22 protein-coding genes are annotated in these 23,638 nt (G+C 37.1%); 11 read left to right on the forward strand and 11 right to left on the reverse strand.

What is annotated here, in order from left to right:
• Nucleotides 1–76 precede the first annotated feature (76 nt).
• On the reverse strand, nucleotides 77–418 hold the full coding sequence (arsC, locus tag FBR08_RS11135; protein WP_158962775.1) for an arsenate reductase (glutaredoxin): 342 nt from the start codon (nucleotides 416–418) through the stop codon (nucleotides 77–79).
• Between the two features lie 43 nt (nucleotides 419–461).
• Between arsC and FBR08_RS11140 the strand changes: the two genes are divergently transcribed.
• Genes FBR08_RS11140 through glsA form a run of 3 tightly spaced genes read left to right on the forward strand, consistent with a single transcriptional unit; the run spans nucleotide 462 to nucleotide 3,453 of the window.
• Nucleotides 462–1,367, forward strand: coding sequence for a CPBP family intramembrane glutamic endopeptidase (locus FBR08_RS11140; protein ID WP_158962776.1), 906 nt, complete (start codon nucleotides 462–464; stop codon nucleotides 1,365–1,367).
• A 19-nt stretch (nucleotides 1,368–1,386) separates the two neighbouring features.
• Nucleotides 1,387–2,418 (forward strand): AMP-binding protein, encoded by a 1,032-nt coding sequence (locus FBR08_RS11145; RefSeq protein ID WP_158962777.1) that lies wholly within the window; start codon nucleotides 1,387–1,389, stop codon nucleotides 2,416–2,418.
• 18 nt (nucleotides 2,419–2,436) lie between these two features.
• Entirely contained in the window at nucleotides 2,437–3,453 is a 1,017-nt protein-coding gene (gene glsA / locus FBR08_RS11150; RefSeq protein ID WP_158962778.1) for a glutaminase A, read from the forward strand.
• Nucleotides 3,454–3,552: 99 nt separating this feature from the next.
• Here glsA and FBR08_RS11155 read toward each other — a convergent pair whose 3' ends face one another.
• Nucleotides 3,553–4,245, reverse strand: a complete 693-nt coding sequence (locus FBR08_RS11155; RefSeq protein WP_158962779.1) for a UbiA prenyltransferase family protein — start codon at nucleotides 4,243–4,245, stop codon at nucleotides 3,553–3,555.
• A 343-nt stretch (nucleotides 4,246–4,588) separates the two neighbouring features.
• Entirely contained in the window at nucleotides 4,589–5,284 is a 696-nt protein-coding gene (locus FBR08_RS11160; RefSeq protein ID WP_158962780.1) for a hypothetical protein, read from the reverse strand.
• Between the two features lie 390 nt (nucleotides 5,285–5,674).
• On the opposite strand from FBR08_RS11160, the gene FBR08_RS11165 reads away from it, so the two are divergent.
• On the forward strand, nucleotides 5,675–5,848 hold the full coding sequence (locus FBR08_RS11165) for a hypothetical protein (RefSeq protein WP_158962781.1): 174 nt from the start codon (nucleotides 5,675–5,677) through the stop codon (nucleotides 5,846–5,848).
• 60 nt (nucleotides 5,849–5,908) lie between these two features.
• Here FBR08_RS11165 and FBR08_RS11170 read toward each other — a convergent pair whose 3' ends face one another.
• From FBR08_RS11170 to FBR08_RS11195, 6 genes are all read right to left on the reverse strand, one after another.
• Complete coding sequence (locus FBR08_RS11170; protein WP_158962782.1) at nucleotides 5,909–6,328, reverse strand: nucleoside-diphosphate kinase; 420 nt, start codon at nucleotides 6,326–6,328, stop codon at nucleotides 5,909–5,911.
• Nucleotides 6,329–6,424: 96 nt separating this feature from the next.
• Nucleotides 6,425–7,618 (reverse strand): nicotinate phosphoribosyltransferase, encoded by a 1,194-nt coding sequence (pncB, locus tag FBR08_RS11175; RefSeq protein WP_158964262.1) that lies wholly within the window; start codon nucleotides 7,616–7,618, stop codon nucleotides 6,425–6,427.
• Nucleotides 7,619–7,927: 309 nt separating this feature from the next.
• Entirely contained in the window at nucleotides 7,928–9,757 is a 1,830-nt protein-coding gene (locus tag FBR08_RS11180) for an ABC transporter ATP-binding protein (RefSeq protein ID WP_158962783.1), read from the reverse strand.
• Between the two features lie 68 nt (nucleotides 9,758–9,825).
• Nucleotides 9,826–11,553, reverse strand: a complete 1,728-nt coding sequence (locus FBR08_RS11185; protein WP_158962784.1) for a phospho-sugar mutase — start codon at nucleotides 11,551–11,553, stop codon at nucleotides 9,826–9,828.
• Nucleotides 11,554–11,564: 11 nt separating this feature from the next.
• Nucleotides 11,565–12,530: a glycosyltransferase family 2 protein gene (locus FBR08_RS11190; protein WP_199268669.1), complete on the reverse strand. Its 966-nt coding sequence runs from the start codon at nucleotides 12,528–12,530 to the stop codon at nucleotides 11,565–11,567.
• 9 nt (nucleotides 12,531–12,539) lie between these two features.
• A complete protein-coding gene (locus FBR08_RS11195) occupies nucleotides 12,540–13,121 on the reverse strand; it encodes a DUF4199 domain-containing protein (protein WP_158962786.1) in 582 nt (193 codons plus the stop codon).
• Between the two features lie 233 nt (nucleotides 13,122–13,354).
• Between FBR08_RS11195 and FBR08_RS11200 the strand changes: the two genes are divergently transcribed.
• The 5 genes from FBR08_RS11200 (at nucleotide 13,355) to FBR08_RS11220 (ending at nucleotide 18,946) form a co-directional block, all read left to right on the forward strand.
• Entirely contained in the window at nucleotides 13,355–13,918 is a 564-nt protein-coding gene (locus tag FBR08_RS11200; protein ID WP_158962787.1) for a helix-turn-helix domain-containing protein, read from the forward strand.
• An 88-nt stretch (nucleotides 13,919–14,006) separates the two neighbouring features.
• On the forward strand, nucleotides 14,007–16,424 hold the full coding sequence (locus tag FBR08_RS11205) for a heavy metal translocating P-type ATPase (protein ID WP_158962788.1): 2,418 nt from the start codon (nucleotides 14,007–14,009) through the stop codon (nucleotides 16,422–16,424).
• Nucleotides 16,425–16,922: 498 nt separating this feature from the next.
• Nucleotides 16,923–17,141 (forward strand): heavy-metal-associated domain-containing protein, encoded by a 219-nt coding sequence (locus tag FBR08_RS11210; protein ID WP_158962789.1) that lies wholly within the window; start codon nucleotides 16,923–16,925, stop codon nucleotides 17,139–17,141.
• A 227-nt stretch (nucleotides 17,142–17,368) separates the two neighbouring features.
• Entirely contained in the window at nucleotides 17,369–17,620 is a 252-nt protein-coding gene (locus tag FBR08_RS11215; RefSeq protein ID WP_158962790.1) for a type B 50S ribosomal protein L31, read from the forward strand.
• Nucleotides 17,621–17,755: 135 nt separating this feature from the next.
• On the forward strand, nucleotides 17,756–18,946 hold the full coding sequence (locus FBR08_RS11220; RefSeq protein WP_158962791.1) for a GlmU family protein: 1,191 nt from the start codon (nucleotides 17,756–17,758) through the stop codon (nucleotides 18,944–18,946).
• A gap of 623 nt (nucleotides 18,947–19,569) precedes the next feature.
• Here FBR08_RS11220 and FBR08_RS11225 read toward each other — a convergent pair.
• Both FBR08_RS11225 and FBR08_RS11230 read right to left on the reverse strand, forming a co-directional pair.
• The gene (locus tag FBR08_RS11225; protein ID WP_158962792.1) at nucleotides 19,570–21,438 is read right to left on the reverse strand and encodes a BamA/TamA family outer membrane protein; all 1,869 of its coding nucleotides are present in this window, start codon (nucleotides 21,436–21,438) and stop codon (nucleotides 19,570–19,572) included.
• 40 nt (nucleotides 21,439–21,478) lie between these two features.
• Complete coding sequence (locus FBR08_RS11230) at nucleotides 21,479–21,922, reverse strand: DUF4268 domain-containing protein (RefSeq protein ID WP_158962793.1); 444 nt, start codon at nucleotides 21,920–21,922, stop codon at nucleotides 21,479–21,481.
• A 51-nt stretch (nucleotides 21,923–21,973) separates the two neighbouring features.
• On the opposite strand from FBR08_RS11230, the gene FBR08_RS11235 reads away from it, so the two are divergent.
• Both FBR08_RS11235 and FBR08_RS11240 read left to right on the forward strand, forming a co-directional pair.
• Complete coding sequence (locus FBR08_RS11235; RefSeq protein ID WP_158962794.1) at nucleotides 21,974–22,624, forward strand: NUDIX hydrolase; 651 nt, start codon at nucleotides 21,974–21,976, stop codon at nucleotides 22,622–22,624.
• Nucleotides 22,625–22,703: 79 nt separating this feature from the next.
• Entirely contained in the window at nucleotides 22,704–23,534 is an 831-nt protein-coding gene (locus FBR08_RS11240) for a lysophospholipid acyltransferase family protein (protein WP_158962795.1), read from the forward strand.
• Nucleotides 23,535–23,638: the final 104 nt, after the last annotated feature.

The raw sequence follows: 23,638 nt of genomic DNA on the forward strand, positions 1-23,638 counted from the left end.
TTTAGTTTATTTCTCTTAAACTTAGACTATAATTTGAAGGATTGGTTTAATAACTTATTTGTTAAAATAAAGTTAATTATAAGATTTGGTAAATTTTTTCAGTAGGTCGTGCAACAATTGCTTTGGAACCGTTGACAACAACTGGTCGTTCCATAATTTGAGGATGTGTTACCATCGCTTGGATAATATCTTCATCCGAAAGGGACTTATTAGCAAAGTTTTCTTGCCAAAAAACATCTTTGACACGTACCAATTCAATAGGAGAGAAGTTTAATTTCTGTAACAACGCTTTAATGTCGTCATAACTGAGGTTTGCATCCAAATATTTTATAATTTTGTAGGCTACACCTTGTTGTTCCATAAATGCAATACTTTCTCTGGATTTGCTGCAACGAGGATTGTGATAAATTGTAATCATAAGTGTTAGGGTTTGTTCTCAAATATAGCAATTTTTTTGAAAAATGAAATACATCGATCAACTACAATCTCAAGTAAGTAAGAGACAAATTCTGTATTATGTTCCGTTTACTTGCTTTTATTTGATGATTATGTTTATAAATTGGTTAGTTATAAAATTTTCTTCAATATCAACCAAAGAAACAATTAATTCTCAAATTGAGATTTTAGGAAAAAACATAGCATTTTTTCAATTAATCATTCCTTTTGCTATTTTTTTGTTGTTATTAGCCTTGTGGGTGCTATTTGTTCACAAACAATCTTTGGTGCGTTTAACTACATCAAGAGCAAAAATCGATGGTAAGCGCTTTGGGTTTGCTTTTGCATGCCAGGCCATTTTAATTCTAGTGAGCTTTGCAATCAGTTATTTGTTGAATCCAACAAACTTTGTTTTTAATTTTAATGCACCCGCTTTTCTAGGATTCTTTTTTATAGCCCTTATTTTTATTCCGATTCAAACCAGTTTTGAAGAGTATTTTTTTAGAGGTTATCTAATGCAAGGTGTAGGATTAGCAACGAAAAATAGAGGAATTGCATTACTTGTTACCTCTGTTATTTTTGGATTGTTACATCTGGCTAATCCCGAAGTAGAAACCCTAGGTAGTGGAATTATGGTTTACTATATTGGAACTGGTTTTTTTCTGGGTATTGTAACCTTGATGGATGATGGGTTGGAACTAGCTTTGGGATTTCACGCGGCCAATAATTTGATAGGTGCTTTATTAGTTACATCTAGTTGGACGGTATTTCAAACAAATTCCCTATTTTTAAATATTGCAGAACAAGCACAAGTATCTGTTTGGGAATTTATTTGGCAAGTATTTGTTTTTTATCCAATACTGCTGCTGATTTTTGCTAAAAAATACCAATGGAAGGATTGGAAAAATCGCTTGTTCGGTCGACTCGCTTAATTTTTTGAAGTTTTAATTTATGCACAATACGTATATTCACCCTCAATTCAAATTGAATGGGGTGATACAGAGTATGGATTCTCTTGCGAATGAAGCTCTTCGGATGCAGCAAGCACCAGAGGATTACCTTCGCGATTTAGGGCAGTTAATCCACGATTGGTTGGATGACAAGGAATATATCCTACAACGAACATCCGGAACTACTGGTCCGCCGAAAGAAATTCAACTAAACAAAGCAGCTATGTGTGCTTCAGCTGAAGCCACAGTTACTTTCTTTGATATGAAACCAGGAAGCAAAGCTTTGTTGTGTATGTCTACTCAATTTGTTGGTGGAAAACTGATGTTTATTCGAGCCCTTTTGTTTGGATGGGAACTCGATGTAGTCCAACCTACTGCACGTCCCTTAGCTAATACAGCTACCCACTATAATTTTGTTGCCATGGTACCCATGCAAGTAGAAAATAGCCTGGAGGAACTGAATCAGATTGATACACTCATCATTGGCGGAGCTAAAGTATCCCCCGTTTTAGCACAAAAATTGATGAATATAAAAACGCGTGTGTATGAAACCTATGGCATGACGGAAACCATTACTCATATTGCAGCGAAGAAAATAGGCCTACCTTATTTTGAAGTATTGCCTCACGCACAGATACAAACGGATGAACGCGGTTGTTTGGTTATAAATGCACCCGCAGTAAATCCGAATCCTATTGTGACGAATGATTTGGTCCAATGGATTGATGACAGAACGTTTGAATGGTTAGGGCGTTTTGACCATGTAATCAACAGCGGAGGAGTAAAGTTGTTTCCGGAACAAATTGAAGAAAAATTAGCCGATAAAATAAAAGCGCGCTTTTTTATAGGGGGTAAACCCCATGATTATTTTGGTACGATTGTGGTATTAGTCATTGAAAGTCAGCCCTATGCTTTGGAAGCGGATATTTTCGAAGGATTGACAAAATACGAAAAGCCAAAAGAAGTTCAATTTGTGAATCAATTTATTGAAACAGAATCAGGCAAGGTTATTAGAAGTAAAAATATAAACTAATAAACCCCGTTAAGAAAGATGAAAATATTAAAATTACAACAAATAGTACTATTGGTTATGTTGGTAGGAATCGGTCAGGTGAATCAAAGTGTAGCACAGCAAAAGCAAACGAAATTAGATCAGCAAATTACAGTGGATCTCATGCAAAAAATAGTCGATAAGAATCAAGCGCATTACAAAGCCGGAAAGGTCGCAGACTATATTCCTGAATTGGGAAAAGCAAACCCGCAAGCCGTGGCTTTCGCTGTGGTAAAATCCAATGGGGAAATCATCAGTGTAGGGGATGTAAAGGCAACGTTTACCATTCAGAGTATTTCAAAGGTCATTGCCTTGATGATCGCCGTACAAGAAAAGGGAGAACAGGCCTTGTATGAGCGTATAGGTTACTATGGTACAGAAAAAGCATTTAATCATTATGCCAATCTGGAAACAGCAGGTAAACCACTTAATCCGATGATGAATGCCGGAGCCATCTTAACGACCGCTTTTATTGAAGGAGAAGAGGATGAAGCTTATCAAAAGATTTTGAATATGATTCGCTACATCACCAAAAACGAAACGATCGATATCAATGAAACAGTATATCTATCCGAAAAAGAAACGGGACACCGCAATAGAGGTATTTTCTATCTATTAAAAAATAACGGTTTAATTGAGGGAGAAGAAAATAAATTAGATAATTATTTCAAACAATGCTCCATTGAGGTAACCGCAACAGATTTGGCTAAAATCGGTTATTTTTTCGCAAATGAATGCACGCGTTTTGATGGAGATAAGCGATTTAGAAATAAAGATTTAGCTCGTTTAATTCAAGCGCAAATGCTTATTGCAGGTATGTATGACTTCAGTGGTGAATACGCGAGAACGGTGGGTTTACCAAGTAAATCAGGTGTTGGAGGAGGAATTGCTGTAAGTGTACCCAATAAAATGGGAATTGGTGTTTTCAATCCTGCTTTAGATCAACATGGAAACTCCGTTGTAGGCTATCATATGTTGTATGATTTTGTCAACCAATTGGATTTGAGTTTGTTTTAATAGACAAGAGGATAAAAAGAGCGCATAAAACGAATAAGAGAAAAGCCCTGCTAATGCTTGCATTTTAGTAGGGCTTTTTAGTGTGGTTTCGTATACTTGTTATTGGACATGTAGTTTTCTGATGTGATATAAAAAACGCAAGGTAAAACCTAGGGTTAGTACCGTTAATAGGATTTGAATGGGATAGTCGTTTCGCGGAATCATGAGAATGATTAAAATAAAACAAGCTATTGAAGCCCACATTCTCCCTTTGTAGTCTCCCATGGGAATGTTGTTTTTTTCAAAGATCAAGATAAGTAAGGAAACGATGGATCCACCACCCAATAGAAACAATAGAGCACTCCAAGCCGTTTGAGCGTAAATAGCATAAAGTAAACTGATAATTCCAATCAAAAGACCAATATAGAGAATGGGCTTGTCGAGTTTGGCTATGGGCAACCAGGTTTGTTTATTTTGGTAAATAGTCGCGTTCGTACTTTTTTCAAATTCTTCTTGAGATACCAGTTTGCCTTGAATGCAGTTGGATTGCCACGTTTTTATGTAGGATTGCACAAATCCTTCCCCCACATCCATAAATAAAAGTAAGTAGGTTATCGGATCATCTGAAAGGGCAATGGAATTTTTAAAATGACTGAGTTTCCAATGAATGGAGGTCGCTTCTTGAGGGAGTTGAATCAGGATGGACGTATTCGGACTGACAGAAGCAACGAGTTCTTGCTGGTAATAAATTTCTAACTGTTTGGTTCGATTCCAGTTTTTTGGAAAGAGGAGTTTGAGGTGTACGGTTTTCATAATTGAACGGTTTGGTTGAACGAGAAACTAAATAGGAATGTATCGCATCACCTTCAATTAGAACAGCAAAACTACCTCAATGGGTTAGGGTAGATGAAAACGCGCCGTTTGGAGTTCTTTACAAGGTAAGCTTAACATGCATCATATCTTGTCATCACTAGATTATTAATGGGTTGTAAATGAGTCTAATATACGGATTCGGTTTGTTGTATGGAAAATTTTAATGTTAAAGTATTTTGGTTTTAGTAGCTAATACTGTTTTTTGTTTGGTTATGTGTATTTTTAGATTGCCCCAATCCAACATTTCATGTACTGGGGCTTTTAGTATAATTGAAGTAGTCCATTATTTAGCATCTAGTTTTTGAATTTGAAGAATAAAGCGAAGGGTAAAACTTATTGTTAGGATTATTAATAGCATTTGGATAGCAAAATCAGGAGTGGGAATCAGAAAGATAGTTAGGATAAAGCAACCAATCGAAGCCCACATTCGATTTTTATATTCGCCCAGAACGACCCTGTCTTTTTCGAAAATAAGAATCAAAAAGGATAGTATTGTTCCACCTCCTAATAAAAATACAACATCTCTCCATTCGGTTTGCATGAAGACGGCGTACACTAAGCTGATAATGCCTATTAGAAGCCCGATGAAAAGAATGGATTTGTCTAATCGAGCGATAGGAAGCCATTCTTGATTATTTTGATAAATGGTAGTACTCGTACTGTTTTCAAATTCTTCTTGAGAAACAATTTTACCTTGGATACATTTTCGTTTGAGTGTTTTTAAATACAATTGTAGTATTCCATTTCCAACATTCATAAATAAAAGAATGTAGATAGACTTTTCATTATAAGGAAGAGCAATAGTATTCTTAAAGTAATCAAGTTTCCATTGTAATGATTTGATATCTTCGGGAATTTGAATCTCAATTGTTTGATTATGCATAATCCAAGTCAGTTTTTTGCCATCAGCATAAATTTTGAGTTTTCGGGCGTGATACCAATTTCGGGGAAAGAGGAGTTTGAGGTGTACGGTTTTCATAATTGAACGGTTTGGTTGAACGAGAAACTAAATAGGAATGTATCGCATCACCTTCAATTAGAACAGCAAAACTACCTCAATGGGTTAGGGTAGATGAAAACGCGCCGATTGGAGTTCTTTACAAGGTAAGCTTAACATGCATCATATCTTGTCATCACTAGATTATTAATGGGTTGTAAATGAGTCTAATATACGGATTCGGTTTGTTGTATGGAAAATTTTAATGTTAAAGTATTTTGGTTTTAGTAGCTAATACTGTTTTTTGTTTGGTTATGTATATTTTCAGATTGCCCCTAGAGGAAGAGTAATTTGTATTTTAAATAGGATAAGAAAAGACATCGTTATTTTTTTATTAATTAAAATTGAAGTTTCTCCTAATCACTAAACCCTTTGATAGCAGGAGCATGGAAAATGGATGAGATTCAATTCTTTGCTATGGATGACAATGGATTTCCCATTCTGATTACGGAGGAGAAAACAAGTCATTTTGTAAATACGGCAGAAAATGATGTGCTTGTTTGGGATCGATCGCATCGCGATAATCGTATTACAATTATCAAGTAAATACATAAAAAAAACCACGAGCAAGGCTCGTGGTTTTAGTATTTTTAAATTCTAAATAAATTAGAATTGCTCTCTACCAGCAAAGTGGAATGCACCTTCAATAGCTGCATTCTCGTCGCTATCAGATCCGTGAACTGCGTTCTCTCCGATTGATTTAGCGTATTTTTTACGGATTGTTCCTTCAGCTGCATCAGCAGGGTTAGTAGCTCCGATTAATTTTCTGAAATCTTCAACAGCGTTATCTTTTTCTAAAATAGCTGCTACGATTGGACCTCTTGACATGAATTCAACTAATTCACCATAGAAAGGTCTCTCAGCGTGTACTTCGTAGAATTTTTGTGCGTCTCTAACTGTTAATTGAGTTAACTTCATTGAAACAATTTTAAATCCTGCTTCTGTAATCATGTTAAGGATTCCACCGATGTGACCTGCTTCTACTGCGTCAGGTTTAATCATTGTAAAAGTTCTGTTCGTTGCCATTTGTTCTAAAATTAAATTTTTTGCAAAAATAGACTTTTATGTCTAATATATTAAATTTTGATTCAAAATATTCACGTTCAAAGTGAAGTAATGTTGTTAGGTTGTTGGAATATCCAATAAACGCTGTGCCAAATCAATCATTTCAGGAGTTCCCGTATGTTTTTTGGGCTCATCTGATAGCTTGACCACATCCGTCCAGGGACCACCCTCTGGGAAGGCTTGTGTCATTTTAATCACAATGTTCAAGGCAGGTAAGCCTGCATCATTGGTGAAGTCGGTTCCAATACCAAACGACATGCCAATGCGATTTTTACAATAAGTCGCAATGCGCTCTACTTTTTCGGGGTTTAATCCATCCGAAAAGATAATCGTTTTCGAAAGCGGATCGATATTCATCTTTTTGTAGTGAGCAATCGTTTGATTGGCAAATTCAATGGCATCTCCACTGTCATGGCGAACCCCATCAAAAAGCTTAGCGAATTTTTTATCGAATTGTTCGAAGAATACTTTACTGGTGTAGGTATCCGTTAACGCAATTCCCAAATCTCCCCTATAGGTGTCAACCCAATGTTCTAACCCCATGGTATTTGCCATTTTAAAGCCGTATTTAGCAGCGTGGAACATAAACCATTCATGGGCATGGGTTCCGATGGGTTTGGTGCCGTATTTCATCGCTAAGTGCACATTACTCGTCCCGATGAAGGTTCCGCCTCCATATTGTTGTAAGGTTTCCACTACCACTTGATGTACCGCATACGAATGCCTGCGTCTCGTGCCAAATTCAGCAATGGTAATGCCTAGTTTTTTATAATTTTCAATTTTCTCTTTCGTCTTAGCGCGAATGATATCGTCTGATTCTCTTAGGGAACCCGTCAATTGGTAATATAATTCACAAATGATGGACATCAGGGGTACCTCCCAAAGAATTGTTCGATACCAATAGCCTTTGATCGATACTTCCAAATCTTCTCCTTCTTGGATAATCTCTACTTCGGAAGGGTCAAAGTGATAGCCTTGTAAGAAATCCAAATAGGTTGGATCCAAATAGGGGCAAGTCACTTGAAGAAACATTTTCTCCTGGTGGGTCAGTTTGAGTTTGGCCATTTCATCTACAGCAGCACGCAAGGCTTTTGCAAATCCTGGCGGATATTTATGCTGTCCGCGGTTGATGAAAATATACGATGCTTTGGCGTAGGGAAATTGCTTTACCACTGCATGTTGCATGGTGAGTTTATAGAAGTCATTGTCCAAAATAGAAGGAATGACTTGGGGAGAATTTGTTGTTTCCATAGCTTTATTAAATGAATGAATCTCTATAATGAACTCATCTTGACTTTCTCTGATTGGTAAAAAAAAATGCTCTTTTGAGCCTGCTTTTTGCCATTTTTTCATTCCGTAGCCCTGCTATGCAACTTAAAAATGCCTTTAATCAGACTCAAAATAGCTAATTTTCACTTCAATCAAAAAAGTCAAGATGAGTTCAATCAGATTCAGACGCAAATATACAATATACAAAAAGTAGAAAGGCTATTACTTAAAAAAGTGATAAAAAAACAAACCCGCTCGTAAATGATTTAAAAGCGGGTTGATTTAGGTTCTTTATTCAAAGGATTGCAAGGATACGAGTTTCGTATACGTGCCATTTTTTTGCATTAATTCTTCGTGTGTTCCTTGTTCTACGATTCTTCCTTTTTGCATTACGACAATTAAGTCTGCATTTTGGATGGTAGACAAACGGTGTGCAATTACCACAGAAGTTCTGTTTTTCATCATGTTTTCCAAAGCGTCCTGTACGAGTTTTTCGCTTTCGGTATCCAAAGCAGAAGTAGCTTCATCCAAGACCATGATCGGTGGGTTTTTCAATACGGCTCTCGCAATGGATAAGCGCTGTTTTTGTCCACCTGATAATTTGCTTCCTGCATCTCCGATATTGGTATGAATACCTTGAGGTAAGTCTTTGACAAACTCATACGCATTGGCTACTTTTAAAGCTTCGATAATTTGCTCATCGGTTGCATCGTCATTGCCAATTAGCATATTGGCTTTAATCGAATCGTTAAACAAAATGCTATCTTGGGTCACTAAACCAATGAGATTACGCAAACTGTGTAAATCTAAATCGCGAATATCGTCGTTGTCAATTTTGATGGCTCCTTCATTAATATCCCAAAAACGAGTCAATAAATTGGCCAGTGTACTTTTACCACTTCCCGATTGCCCCACTAAAGCGACTGATTTTCCCTTGGGAATGGTCAAGCTAAAGTCTTTGAGCACTAATTCATCTTCGTATTTGAAATCAATGTGTTCAATGGATATTTTATCGTCAAAGCGCTCTTTTTGGATGGCATGTTCTGAACTGGCAATTGGATTTTCCTCTTCTAAAATTTCCAATACGCGTTCTGCTGCGGCATTTCCTCGTTTTAGGGAGTATGATGCTTTAGACATCGCTTTAGCAGGGGTTAAGATGTTATAAGCCATTCCGATATAAGCAATAAAAGAAGCACTCGTTAACGTTCCCTCACCCAAGACCAAATGTCCACCATAAACTAATAAAACCGCAATAGTTACAATCCCCAAAAACTCACTCAAAGGAGAGGATAAGTTTTGACGATTTAAAATGGTATTGTTTAATTCATAGAACGATTGCGTGGAATCTTGAAACTTTGTATTGAATTTCTTCTCCGCATTAAAGCTTTTAATCACTTTTAATCCAGATAAAGATTCTTCAATAATCGACAAGAAATATCCTTGTTCCTCGGAAGCTTTCTGAGAACTGCGTTTCAATGTTTTTCCCACTTTAGAGATAATAATTCCCGAAATAGGCACAAAGACAAAGACAAAAATCGTAAGTTCTGTACTAATCGCAAACATACCAATGATGGTAAAGACAATAGTCAACGGCTCTCTTACTAAAACCTCTAAGATGGATAGAAAGGAGTGTTGAATTTCCAATACATCGGAAGTCATTCTAGAAATCACATCTCCTTTGCGTTTTTCTGAGAAAAAAGAAAGCGGAAGATCCACTGATTTTTTGTACATAGCATTGCGAATATCCTTTAAAACGCCATTGCGCAAAAAGGTGATGAAGTACATCGCCCAATAGTTGAATAGGTTTTTCAACAAGAAGATTGTGATGACTACAGTAGCCATGACCATCAACGTGTGTTGTGCTCCATGTTCTGCCGTATATTGGGTAAGGTAAAAGGACATCAAGTCTGATATGTATTCTTTTAGATGACCAATGCTTGTATAAACAGGTTGTTCTGTTACTTTTTTACCATCGCCAAAGAGAATGGTTAACATGGGAATTAGCGCCAAAAAGCCCAAAGCACTAAAAAGCGCATAGAGGATATTGAAAAAAACATTCAGATAAGCGTAAGATTTATACGGCTTAGCGAAATAAAGTATTTTTTTGAAATATTCGTTCATATTTGTAAAATATAAAAGGCAAAAATAAAGAAAAAAAGACTGGTTTTTGACCAGTCCTTTGATGCTGTTTAGTTCAGTTTCATTTCATCGATGATGGATTGAATCTTGTCGGTCAAGAATTGTTCCACCTCATTAACGTCATTCAAGCGGTCTAACCATTCATTTACACTGAAGTAGAATTTGATTTTCGGTTCTGTTCCACTTGGGCGAGCCGCTATTTTTGTTCCATCTTCTAAATAGTAAATCAATACGTTTGATTTGGGAATGTTAATTGATTCCGTTTCTCCAGTTAATAGGTTTTTTGCTTCACCACTTTGGTAATCTTCTACGCATACTACGCGTTGTCCGATGATTTCAGTTAACGGATTTTCGCGTAATTCCACCATCATTTGTTTGATTTCTTCTGCGCCAGAAATTCCTTTTTTAACTAGGGAAATCAAGTGTTCTTTGTAATAACGATGGTCGATGTATAGATTCATTAGTTCTTGGTAGAAAGAGCTACCCGCTGCTTTGGCTAGGGCTGCAATTTCGCAAACCAATAGGGCAGAAGCTACTGCATCCTTGTCGCGCACGTTGTCGCCCACCATATAGCCGAAACTCTCTTCTCCACCGCCAATGAATTGTTGTTGAGGGAATTCTTTGATGAATTTAGCAATCCATTTGAATCCCGTCAATCCCACTTTACACTCTACGCCATAACTCTCGGCTAAATCTAGCATCATTGGAGTAGAAACAATGGTAGAACCAATAAATTCATTCCCTGTAAAACCGCGGTTTACTTTCCATTGCTCCAATAAGAACGCCGTCATCATCACCATGGATTGGTTACCGTTTAACAAGATCATCTTTCCGTCCAAATCGCGAACTCCAATACCAATGCGATCCGAATCAGGATCTGTACCAATAACGATATCAGCTCCTTTTTCTTCCGCTAGTGCCATCGCCATGGTTAATGCCTCTGGTTCTTCTGGATTCGGTGATTCAACCGTAGGGAAGTCTCCGTTGGGTTCTTCTTGTTCTTTGACAATATAAACGTTGTTATAGCCCGCTTCTTTTAAGGTTCTCGGAATCAATTTGATTGATGTTCCATGAAGAGACGTATACGCTACTTTTAAGCCATCTTTTACGGCTTGTGGCGTATTAAAACTTGCATTTTCAAGAGTTGAATCAATAAAGGCACGGTCTAATTCCTCACCAACTGTCGTGATCAACGCATCATTTCCTGCAAAATTAACTTGCTCATACGTCAATTGATTGATTTCGTCAATCACGGCTCCGTCCTCTGGTGGAACAATTTGCCCTCCATCAGACCAATATACTTTGTATCCGTTGTATTCTGGTGGGTTGTGAGAGGCCGTTAAAACGATTCCCGCTTGACAGCCGTAATAGCGTACTGCAAAGGATAACTCAGGTGTTGGACGCATATCCCCAAATAGATAGACGTGAATGCCATTCGCCGTGAAAACATCGGCAACTACTTTGGCTAATTCTTTACTATTGTGACGGCAATCGTAATTGATGGCCACTTTTAATTCTTGATTAGGAAAAGATTTTTTGATGAAATTAGATAATCCCTGGGTGTTTTTTCCTAAAGTATATTTATTGATGCGGTTGGTACCTACACCCATAATTCCACGCATTCCCCCTGTTCCAAATTCTAAGTTTTTGTAAAAACTATCTTGCAATTGAGTCGGGTCACGGTCAAGTAATTGTTGTACAATCGCTTGCGTTTCAGCATCAAAAGGTTCTTGTAACCATTGTTCTGCTTTTGCTAAAATTTCTTTTTCTTTGTGCATTTCCTTTTAATTTAGCGTTCGTTTAAACCACTGTAAGTAGCAATTTTATATCGGTTCGTATTCGATTTCATTTGTAAAATAAGTTCGCCTAAAAAACCAGCTAAGAACAATTGTGTTCCGATAATCATGGTTGCTAATGCGATGTAAAACCATGGATCTTGCGTTACCAAAATCGCTGGTTTGTTTTGATATAACTTGATTAATTTATTCGCTCCAATTCCAGCTGCAGCCAAGAAACCAATCATAAAAGTCATGACCCCTAAGGTGCCAAAAAGGTGCATGGGTCTTTTGCCAAATTTGGACAAGAACCAAATGGTAATTAAATCCAAAAAACCATAAATGAAGCGATTCATTCCAAATTTGGTTGTTCCGTATTTTCTCGCTTGATGCTGTACAACCTTTTCTCCAATTTTATCAAAGCCTTCATTCTTGGCCAATACAGGAATATAACGGTGCATTTCTCCTGATACGTCAATGCTTTTCACGACTTCTTTTCGGTAGGCTTTCAACCCACAGTTAAAATCGTGTAAATGTACCCCAGAGGTTTTGCGCGCAGCCCAATTAAATAATTTGGAAGGAAGATTTTTGGCTAGTACTGAATCGTATCGCTTTTTTTTCCATCCAGATACCATATCGTACTGATCTTGGGTAATCATCTGATACAATCCAGGGATCTCATCCGGACTGTCTTGTAAGTCAGCATCCATTGTGATGACTACATCGCCTTCAGCTTGTGCAAAACCCGCATGTAAAGCCTGAGATTTACCAAAATTGCGCTGAAATTTAATTCCTTTTACAGCCGCATGTTGTTGTGATAACTTCGCAATGATGTTCCATGAATCATCTGTACTACCGTCATCAATAAACAAAACTTCATAGGTGAAGTTGTGCTCGTGCATGACCCTGCTTATCCAAGTGTATAACTCAGGTAGCGATTCTTCCTCATTTAGTAAAGGGATGATGATGGATATATTGATACGCATGGATTAACTGTTTTGATCAGTAGCTGTTGATGCTTGTTGCGCTTCTTCATTATTTGTGTCGGTAAACTCCGATTTATTCTTGAAAATAGCCGCTAGTAATAACCCTAAGATCGAGTTTCTCAAAATACTACCTGCCCACATAAATAGCTGTGATTTTGGCTCAAATTGACTAATTGCTTTTGCTTTTGTCAATTGTTCTGTAATCTGTTCTTGCGGTAATCCTGAATTGTTCAGGGTTTCCACTAACATATCGTATAGTACTTTGTTGATTAGTTCTTTTGCTGAAGGGTCAACCAAATTGAATAGAATATTGTACATCAGGTAATTAACCGTTACACCAATGACAATCATAACTAAAAAGGGAGTAAAAGCTTCTCTAAACGTAACATACCCCCCCATTTTTCTTTTTGCCGTAAAAACGCATAGTACGCCAATGATAATAATGATGGCCATATTAAAAAAGCCAACAAACTTATTCGCAAAAAGCGTTTGATCTGTAAAAAATAAGGTGCAGTTAAATAGAATGTAATAAATCGCTAATACAATTCCGAATATTATGCCTACTTTGTTGAGAGGGTTCTTCATCAGTGTGTTTTCAAAAAATGTAAGTTACAAATATACTAAAATACCCTTTTAGTTTTGTGTGATAAAGGAATAAAGGTAAAAGATAGAAAAACCAAGGGCTTTTTTAAAAAGAGGAGATTTGTTCCGCTCTGCTTGCCAAGAGCGATGAATAGAATTCCTTTTTTTTAGGAGTATTGATTTTGTTATTTTTACATGAACAAGAGCAAAGTGAAATTTGTGGCTAAAAACAGAGTATGAGCGTACTATTTATTAAAAATATGGTGTGTAATCGCTGCACGTTAATGGTTCAACAAACAGTTGAAAAACTGGGATTGACAATCAAAGCGATTAAATTAGGGGAAGTAGAAGTAGAACAGGAACCAAGTCCTAAAGAAAGAGATGCATTAAATGAAGCTTTGTTGGCCTTGGGGTTCTATCTAATCGATGATAAAAAAAGTCAGCTAATTGCCCGTGTTAAAACAAGTATTGTTGAGCTGGTACACCATCGAGATAATGCATTAAAAATGAATGTATCTGATTTTTTGAGTCAAGAGCTGGGACATGATTACAACTATGTATCTAATTTGTTTTCGGAAGTGGAAGGAAAAACAATAGAGAAGTATTTGATTGCTCAAAAAGTAGAGAAAATAAAGGAGTTATTGGTGTATGATGAATTGACACTAAGTGAGATTGCCCATCAACTTAATTACTCTAGTGTGGCATATTTAAGCAATCAGTTTAAGAAAGTGACAGGGTTAACACCTAGTCATTTCAAGAAAATACGCGAAAATAAAAGAAAACCACTAGACGAAGTATAAGTAAAAGTTACAAATCAAACCCGAAATTACATAACAGTTTACTAGTAGATAGTTGTCAAATTTGTACCAGACAAATACCAGTAGAATTATGACAACGAATAGTAAACATAAAGTAGTGTATCTACCGCTAGAGCAAGTTCACAGTGAACATTGTGCTTTAATTGTAGAAAAGGGGTTAGCGCAAGTTAAAGGCATAGCGTCACCTCGGGTTGAACTCAACAATGAACGAGTGGCGATTTCAATTGCCGATTCTGAAACTATAGGGCAAGCGGTAAAAAAAGTACGCGATTTGGGCTATGCTGTACCCACAGTTAAGCAAACCTTTCCTGTTTTAGGTATGACCTGTGCTTCTTGTGCGGGAAGCGCAGAGAGTATTGTCAGTTTTGAAGAAGGAGTAGTAAGTGCTTCGGTTAATTTTGCAACAGGGAATTTAACCGTAGAGTATTTACCTACCTTGACTAGTGCCACTCAACTGCAAAAAGCCGTACAAGGTGCTGGATATGACTTATTACTTGTAGATGAAACAAAACAACAAGAATCATTAGAAGCTATCCACGCAGAAAAATTCAAACAACTAAAAAGGAAAACATTTGGTGCGGTTATTCTTTCGATTCCAGTCGTCGTTATTGGAATGTTTTTTATGGATATGCCTTACGGGAATGAGATTATGTGGTTGTTTTCCACCCCAGTTTTGTTGTACTTCGGAAAGGATTTCTTTGTAAATGCATGGAAGCAAACGAAAAATCGATCTGCCAACATGGATACGCTAGTTGCATTGAGTACAGGGATTGCTTATGTCTTCAGTGTATTCAATATGCTTTTTTCAGATTTTTGGGCACGTCGTGGATTAGAAGCACACGTTTATTTTGAAGCCGCAGCGGTAATTATTGCCTTTATTTTACTCGGAAAATTATTAGAAGAAAAAGCGAAGGGAAATACGTCTTCTGCGATTAAGAAACTAATGGGACTTCAGCCCAAAACGGTATTGGTTGTTCAGGCAGATGGAACAGAAAAACAAATTCCAATTGAAGAAATAGAGGTTGGCGCTGTATTGGTTGTCAAACCAGGAGAGAAAATTGCTGTGGATGGCATGGTGCTTTCAGGTAATTCATACGTCGATGAAAGTATGTTGAGTGGAGAGCCTGTACCCGTATTGAAAAAAGAAGGAGAAAAAGTATTTGCAGGAACGATTAACCAGAAGGGAAGCTTCCAATTTGAAGCAGTAAAAGTGGGGAAAGAAACCATGTTAGCACAGATTATTCGCATGGTACAAGATGCCCAAGGAAGTAAAGCACCCGTGCAAAAACTCGTAGATAAAATTGCGGGAATATTCGTGCCTATCGTTATCGGAATTGCGGTAGTAACCTTTGTTTTATGGTTCATTCTCGGCGGTGAACACGGTGTGGTTCAAGGGTTATTAGCAGCTGTAACGGTTTTGGTAATTGCTTGTCCATGCGCCTTGGGATTAGCAACGCCTACAGCAATTATGGTTGGAGTAGGTAAAGGAGCGGAAAATGGAATCTTGATTAAAGATGCAGAGAGCTTAGAATTGGCTAAAGGCATTTCGGCAATTGTATTAGATAAAACGGGAACCATTACAGAAGGAAAACCTCAAGTAACTGGGATGAAATGGTTCAATGACAAGGATACGAGAAAAGATGTTTTACTCCGTATTGAAAAACAATCCGAACATCCGTTAGCAGAAGCTGTAGTTACCTATTTAAAAACGGAAGAACAGACTGAAATTACAGCTTTTGAGAGCATAACAGGAAAAGGAGCAAAAGCCGAATATCAGGGAGAAACATATTTTGTCGGAAATAAAAAATTACTGAACGAAAATCAAATTACTATTCCTGCCGTATTGCAACAACAAGCGGATCAATGGGGAAGAGCGTCTAAAACAGTAGTGTGGTTCTCTGATAGTAAGCAAGCATTAGCCGTGATTGCAATTTCGGATCAAATCAAACAAACATCAGTTCAGGCAATCCAAGAGCTTCAAGCCATGGGCATTCAGTTGTATATGCTCACTGGAGATAACGAAGCAACAGCAAAAGCAATTGCGGAACAAACGGGTATTCAACAGTATAAGGCAGAGGTCTTGCCACAAGATAAAGCGGATTTTGTCAAAAAACTACAACAAGAAGGAAAAGTAGTGGCCATGGTGGGAGATGGAATTAACGACAGTACGGCTTTAGCAACAGCTGATGTCAGTATTGCCATGGGAAAAGGGAGTGATATCGCCATGGATGTAGCCAAAATGACCATTATTTCTTCGGATTTAACAAAGATTCCACAGGCGATTCGCTTGTCCAAACAAACGGTAAATACCATCAAGCAAAACTTATTCTGGGCGTTTATCTATAATTTGATTGGAATTCCCATTGCAGCAGGTATTTTATATTCTGTCAATGGATTTCTGTTGAATCCCATGATTGCAGGAGCTGCTATGGCACTGAGTAGTGTGAGTGTAGTGAGTAATAGCTTGCGCTTAAAATGGAAGAAGTGATTAGTCCTTAAAAACCGATACAGGATTGATAATTTTAAATTATAAAATATAACAGTAGTAGACTTTAGTTTGCTACTGTTTTTTTATAGCCTAACGAGGTCTCACCACCCCATCTTATCTTAATTAACAGTGTGTTTCATTAAAGGAAGTCGGAGCTCATAAGAAGTTAAGGGCTAGTTTTTACACAGTTAATATACAGTGACTTCGGTGTTTGTTTGGAAAATACGGGTTTTAGTGAGTGAGCATCGAACAAAACCTGACTAAACCCAAAGCAAACGCGAAATGAATTTTGAATAAACACAGTGAAATAAAAGGAAGATTAAAACAGCAAATACCGAGAGGTCGTTTGGTTTGGAGTTCGAGTTTTACGCGACTAAAATACAGATGAAGGGAGAGAAATCGAGAAATTTCACAAAAGATAGGAAGAATAATATAACAGATTATAAGACGAAAAGGGAGAATTTTGTTGTAGTAATAATCATTAAAATAAGATATAAAATGAGTCATATCAATAATCAATTCAAGACCAATTTAAATTGTTCAAGTTGTGTCGGAAAAGTAACTGCTGATTTAAACGAAGCTGTAGGAGAAGGTCAATGGACGGTAGATACTTCGGTAAACGATAAAATTTTAACCGTGAAAAACGATATAGTAACAGCTGAGGAAGTAGTGAACATCATCAAGAAAAAAGGCTTTAAAGCAGAAAGTTTATACTAGCGGTGAGGTGATGAGATGTTGTTTGTTGTGAAGTTGGGAGTTCAAAAATCGACAAACAAAAAAACAACAAACAAAAAACAAAAAAATAGTTGTAGATTCAAATTAAATTGTAAATTTGCATGCTTAATAAATAAGTATAACCCAAAAGTTATTTGACGTTTACACCTTTCTTGAGAACAGGAAGCTTCGAAATAGAGAATAGCTCAAATTTTTAAAACAGATTTATCATGAAAAAAGGTATTCACCCAGAAAATTACAGATTAGTAGCATTTAAAGATATGTCAAATGATGACGTATTCATTACAAAATCAACAGTTGATACAAAAGAAACAATTGAGGTTGATGGAGTAGAATACCCAGTGTTCAAAATGGAGATCTCTCGTACATCTCACCCTTTCTACACAGGTAAATCTAAACTTATTGATACTGCAGGACGTATCGATAAATTCAAAAACAAATATGCTAAATTCAACAAATAGTCTGAATTTATTCAAGATAACGAAAACCTTCCAAGTCATTGGAAGGTTTTTTTTTGTTTATATCTGCTTGAAAAATGCTATTTTTTGGGGAGATTCGATTAACTTTGACTAATCTATGAACCGATATTTAGTGTTATGAATTATATTTTATTTGACGGAGAGGTAAGAAATGCCTTATTGCCTTTTACTTTTACAAGACCCGTAGCTGATATACGCGTAGGAATTTTAACCATCCGCGAGAAATGGGAGAAATATTTGGGATATACAACTACTACAGTAACCGAGGAATATTTAGAAGCAAAGTATCCGATGGTGGAAGCGGCACAAAATATCATGATTAACAGTGCCTTTTTGCCTAATGAACAATTGGTAGAACTAATTCAAGCCTTACAACCCAATCAAGCCGTTGCATACCAGGATGATATTGTGGCTTTCTTTACGGAAGAAGAACAAGAGGAAATTGATTTTGATGCGTATGAAATTTTAGATTTTTCAGAGTCGCTAATCAAGATTGAGCATACTTGGGATATTTTTCAATACAATGACGTAGCTATTCGCCAAGATTATGCATTGTTGACAGAAGATCGCATTTCAGAATCTATTCCTTCAACGGTTCAAGTACTTGGTCGAGAACATGTGTTTATTGAAGAAGGTGCCGTATTGAATTTTGTTACCTTAAATGCGACTACTGGGCCTATTTACATCGGTAGAAATACGGAAATCATGGAAGGGGCGATTATTCGCGGACCTTTTGCTTTATGTGAAGGGGCTCAAGTGAAAATGGGAGCTAAAATTTATGGAGCAACAACAATCGGACCTGAGTGTCGAGTAGGTGGGGAAGTGAGTAATTCAGTACTCTTCGGCTATTCCAATAAAGGTCACGATGGTTTCTTGGGAAATTCAGTATTGGGCGAATGGTGTAACCTCGGTGCAGATACGAATAATTCAAACTTGAAAAATAATTATGCACCCGTAAAATTGTGGAATTACGAAACAAATACCACTGAAAATACAGGCTTGCAGTTTTGTGGATTGATGATGGGCGATCACAGTAAAAGTGGAATCAATACCATGTTTAATACCGGAACCGTAGTTGGGGTGGCTTGTAGTATTTTTGGAGGAGGTTTTCCAAAGACGTTTTTACCAAGCTTTACTTGGGGAGGAAAAGATTTGGACGATGTATACGATGTGGATAAAGCAATCAAAACCATGCAAATCGTGATGAGTCGCCGCCATATTGAATGGACAGCAGTGGAAGAAAATATCATTCGCCATTTAGCTGAAGAAAATAAACTAGAACGCTTTCAAGCAAAACTGGCTTATTAGAAAGAAGAAAGGGGAGAGAAGTAAATTTTTTAGGTAAAAGAATAAGATAATAAATACACAAAACCACCTCTAAATGGGTGGTTTTGTGTGTTTTGTGACGCTTTGAGTTTGAGAAAGAAAAACTCATGGGAAATTGACACAAAAACACAAAAGACAAAGAATGAACGTCCCTAAATAGGATTAACCATTTTTAAATGAAAATATACGGTAACACAAAAAGCAAAAACACAAAAGGCAAAGAATGAGCGTTCCTAAATAGGATTGGCCATTTTTAAATGAAAATATACGGAAACACAAAAAAGCAAAAACACAAAAGGCAAAGAATGAGCGTTCCTAAATAGGATTGGCCATTTTTAAATGAAAATATACGGAAACACAAAAAGCAAAAACACAAAAGGCAAAGAATGAGCGTTCCTAAATAGGATTGGCCATTTTTAAATGAAAATATACGGAAACACAAAAAAGCAAAAACACAAAAGGCAAAGAATGAGCGTTCCTAAATAGGATTGGCCATTTTTAAATGAAAATATACGGAAACACAAAAAGCAAAAATACAAAAGGCAAAGAATAAATATTTCTAAATATTGAAAATTCACTCCTTTCCTCTCTCCCCTCTCTTCTTTCTAATAATACGAAACCGTTTGCGGTCTGTCGTAGTTGAAGTTAGGTAAATCCATGTTGTATTGTACAGAATTGGCGCGGAACACACTATTTCCTGAATCGGGCATCGTTGGATAAAACACCAAAGAAACTGTTACTTTACTAAATACGAGGTAATCGTTATTGGCTACTAGACCTAAACTAAAGCGAGAGTACAGTTTTGGATCGAGTAAGCGGTTGCTACTATCACCAATAAAGGCACCTTCAAAGCTAAAATACGGATTGAAGCGGAATCCTTTCCACTCATAAGGGGCGTAGGATTGCCATTGATAAGCCAGGGAAAGTCGCTTTGTTCCTGTAATCTTTTGGGCTCGTATGCCTTGAATGATCCCTTCTATTTTTAATTCATCTCCAATGTGGTCGTAGCGGTGTGATCCGATGACTAGCTGTGGAACGAAGAAATGTCGGAATCTCCAGTTTCCCAATACAAAAAGTCGGGTAAAATAGGTCCCTTCCAATCGGAAAGCTCCTTGTTCTGTTTTTCCGCCGTGAAAGTGGCTCCCCCATTCGATATTACCAGCAAAATATCCCAATTTAGTATAGCCTCCCATGGCAAATCGCGCACCAAAATAAGCGCGTCTCTTGTTGTACTTATCGCGCATCCCTCCAGTTAAGGCTAGTGTCTTACCTACCTGAACGTCTTCAATGATGTCGTAGTTGAAAATAAAGCGATCTTGAATATAATTCGTTGAGCTTAAACTAACAGATGCTAAATATAAACGCTGATCACGGTAGTAATCATATGGATCGTATTCCTTTCCCGGTGTCGTGTGGTAGTTTTCTTTGACAAAGCGAAGCGAGGTGCGCAAATTCGTTATAATAGGACTCTTAGTCGCTACAGGGATAGAATAGCCCGCCCAATAGTCATACGTATTGTATTTGATAGATTCCAAGCTGTATTTCATGTTTTGATCAGGGAGTGAATCTCGTCTAAAACGCTGTTGTGCGCTAGCACCTCCAGCCCATTTCGCATAAGGAGAATAGAACGGACGATTGAGGGATATTCCCTTGACATAATTGCCCCACGGGTCTTGGTTAAACAAAATATTGGAGCGAATAAAGGTATTTTGAATGTTATTGACAGAATAGCTAAAATATGCCCCCTGTTTGTCTTCCTTAAAACGCGTAACGTATTGTAGGGTCACATCATGTCCAAACCCACCAAAGTTTCGATCCGTTAATTTAATGCGCATAGAAGAGGTAGAAATAGATCCACTAGGGTATATCGTCCACGAGTCTAACTCTCGGATAGCAATATCAACTGAATCTGGAGAAGTGGTCGGAACTGCCGTTATCATTACGCGGCGAACATAGCGTTGTGTACGAATCAAACGCTCCGATTCTTTGACTTTTAACGAGTCAAAAACATCGCCTTCTGTAAAGAGTAAAAAGTTGCGTATCGTGAATTTCTTCGTTTTCAAGTGCGCGCGATTCCCCCAGATCTCCAATGATTTTGTCGGTTTTTTGAGCGTGTCTTTTTCCGAATAACCAAAAGGATCTAATGTGGTAATATTGATGTTGCGAATAATCTTTCCTTCTCCTTGATCCAAGTGTCTATTTATTTGGATTTCAGGTGCATGGGCTACAAGGCGTTTGTTGCTCTTATATACCAAACGGTTGAACAAACGACCTACCTTACTGCCTTTATTCTTCTCTTTTAAATTGGAGAAAATTTGCGTCGTGTCTTTTTCTACTTGAAAAGGTAGTTTATTGGAGTAAATGCTGTCGAATTTTGGAACTACGGTATCCACTTTTAGAATAGGTCTGACTTGTGCAGAAGTGAATTGCACCATAAGACAAGCGAAAATTAAAAAGTAGATGAATCGTAGCATTGAATCTTTTCGAAGAAATTAGATTATTCTAACGGAAAAGTTAAGTATTTATTTCTAAATCTCGAATATAATCTTCGTATTCGTAAAAGAAAATTTCGAAAGCCGTCATTTTTTCGTTGAAAAAATAATAAATATCCTCCCATGTCTTTGGATTGTTAATAGAAACGCCTTCCATAGTGACCCAGATACGACTGATTAACTTGCCGTTTTCGAGATAATAATTGCGCTCAAAGATGGCATCTGGGAGATGTTCTTCTAGTAAAATTGTTTTAAGAGATTCGACTTTCTCATAGTAGATGGTTCTCTTTTCCTCATCTTTTGGTTCAATATCAAGAAGTATTGCTGCCTTTTTATTGTCTGCATAAAATTTAAAAGAAACGTCTTTGATTTTCGTATTGTGCAACAACCATTTTCTCGGATATTCAGTGGCAAATTGAATCCAAAATTCTTTTTTTATTCTTTTAGCATCTTCTTTACTATACATAATTGATAAAGTCGTAAATTTAGGTACATGTTAATTTGATAAAGCAAATCTATGACATTTGATTCTTTTTTGCATAAGATAGAACAAATTAAAGGTGCAACTCCTGTGGGTATTGATGCGCATCGATTGATGATCCCCGTAGAAAGGATCCCGTATTTGTATGCAGAAGATTTTGTACAACGCAATCCCAAAGAATCCGCTGTGATGATGTTGCTGTATCCCAAAGGGTTGAAAACACATGTACTGCTCATTGAACGAGCTACTTACAAAGGGATTCATTCAGGGCAAGTGGGGTTTCCAGGGGGGAAGTATGAGCAAGAGGATGTCGATTTACAACATACGGCTTTGAGAGAAACACAAGAAGAAGTGGGCATCGTAGATCACGACATACAAATCATTCAACCCTATACTAAAATTTATGTTCCACCCAGTAATTTCTATGTACAACCGTATTTAGGTATTTCAAAAAAGGAACTTTCTTTTACGCCTGACGCCTTTGAAGTCGCCAATATCATAGAACTGCCCTTGGATATCTTACTACAAGATCAATTGGTGCAAGAAGTTCAAATGAAAACGAGTTATGCTTCTTGGACGGAAGTACCTGCTTTTATTTACAAGGAGTATACCATTTGGGGAGCCACGGCTATGATGTTGAGTGAACTGAAAGAAACCTTGAAAAAAGCACTAAAAACAGAAATGTAAAACGCAATTAGCAAATTTTAACTTAGTAAAAGAAGTAAAAGCATTAAATTTGTGGTTCATTAAATCAGGATGAAGGAGTATGGGATTATTTAAGAGGAATCCATTTGGACATATTTTATGGCTAAAAAAGTGGATCATTAGAACGTTTGGATTTTTAACCCATCAACGTTATAGAGGATTTAACGACTTACAAATCGAAGGTTCCGATATTTTACGCCGTTTACCGGATAAAAATGTATTGTTTATATCCAATCATCAGACCTATTTTGCGGATGTGGTAGCGATGTATCACGTGTTTAACGCCAGTTTAAAGGGACGAGATAATTCGATTAAGAATATCATGTATATCTGGAAACCCAAATTGAATCTATACTATGTTGCGGCAGCAGAAACAATGAAATCGGGTATTTTACCGCGTATTATGGCTTATGTCGGGGCAGTGAAGGTAGATCGTACTTGGAGAAGCCAAGGGGTAGATATAGATGAGAAAAGAGAAGTAGATCAAGGGCAAGTAGAAAGTATTAAAATAGCGTTGGACGACGGTTGGGTGATTACCTTCCCGCAAGGAACAACCAAATCATTCAAGCCTATTCGAAAGGGAACAGCTCACATCATCAAGAATTATAAACCGATTGTCGTGCCAATTGTTATTGACGGATTTCGTCGCTCATTTGACAAAAAAGGACTACACCTGAAAAAGAAAGGCATCTTGCAGTCCATGGTAATCAAAGAACCCTTGCACATTGATTATGAAAATGATAGTATTGATCAAATTGTAGAACAAATTGAAATGGCTATCGAACAACATCCCTCTTTCTTAAAAGTTCTTCCACAAGAATTTGTTGAAGAACAAAAAGAATTAAATGAGAAAAGAACCTATGGTTATTATAATTCATCAAAGAATTTTTAGAGTATAGGAGTAATGGGAAGGGCTTTTTTGCACTTTGATTAACTTCTCAATAGAACATTATTTATTCTGATAAAAGAAAAACGTTTTTGCTGAATGAGGTATTG

It is taken from the genome of Myroides fluvii, from assembly GCF_009792295.1.
In the GTDB taxonomy this organism is placed as follows: domain Bacteria; phylum Bacteroidota; class Bacteroidia; order Flavobacteriales; family Flavobacteriaceae; genus Flavobacterium; species Flavobacterium fluvii_A.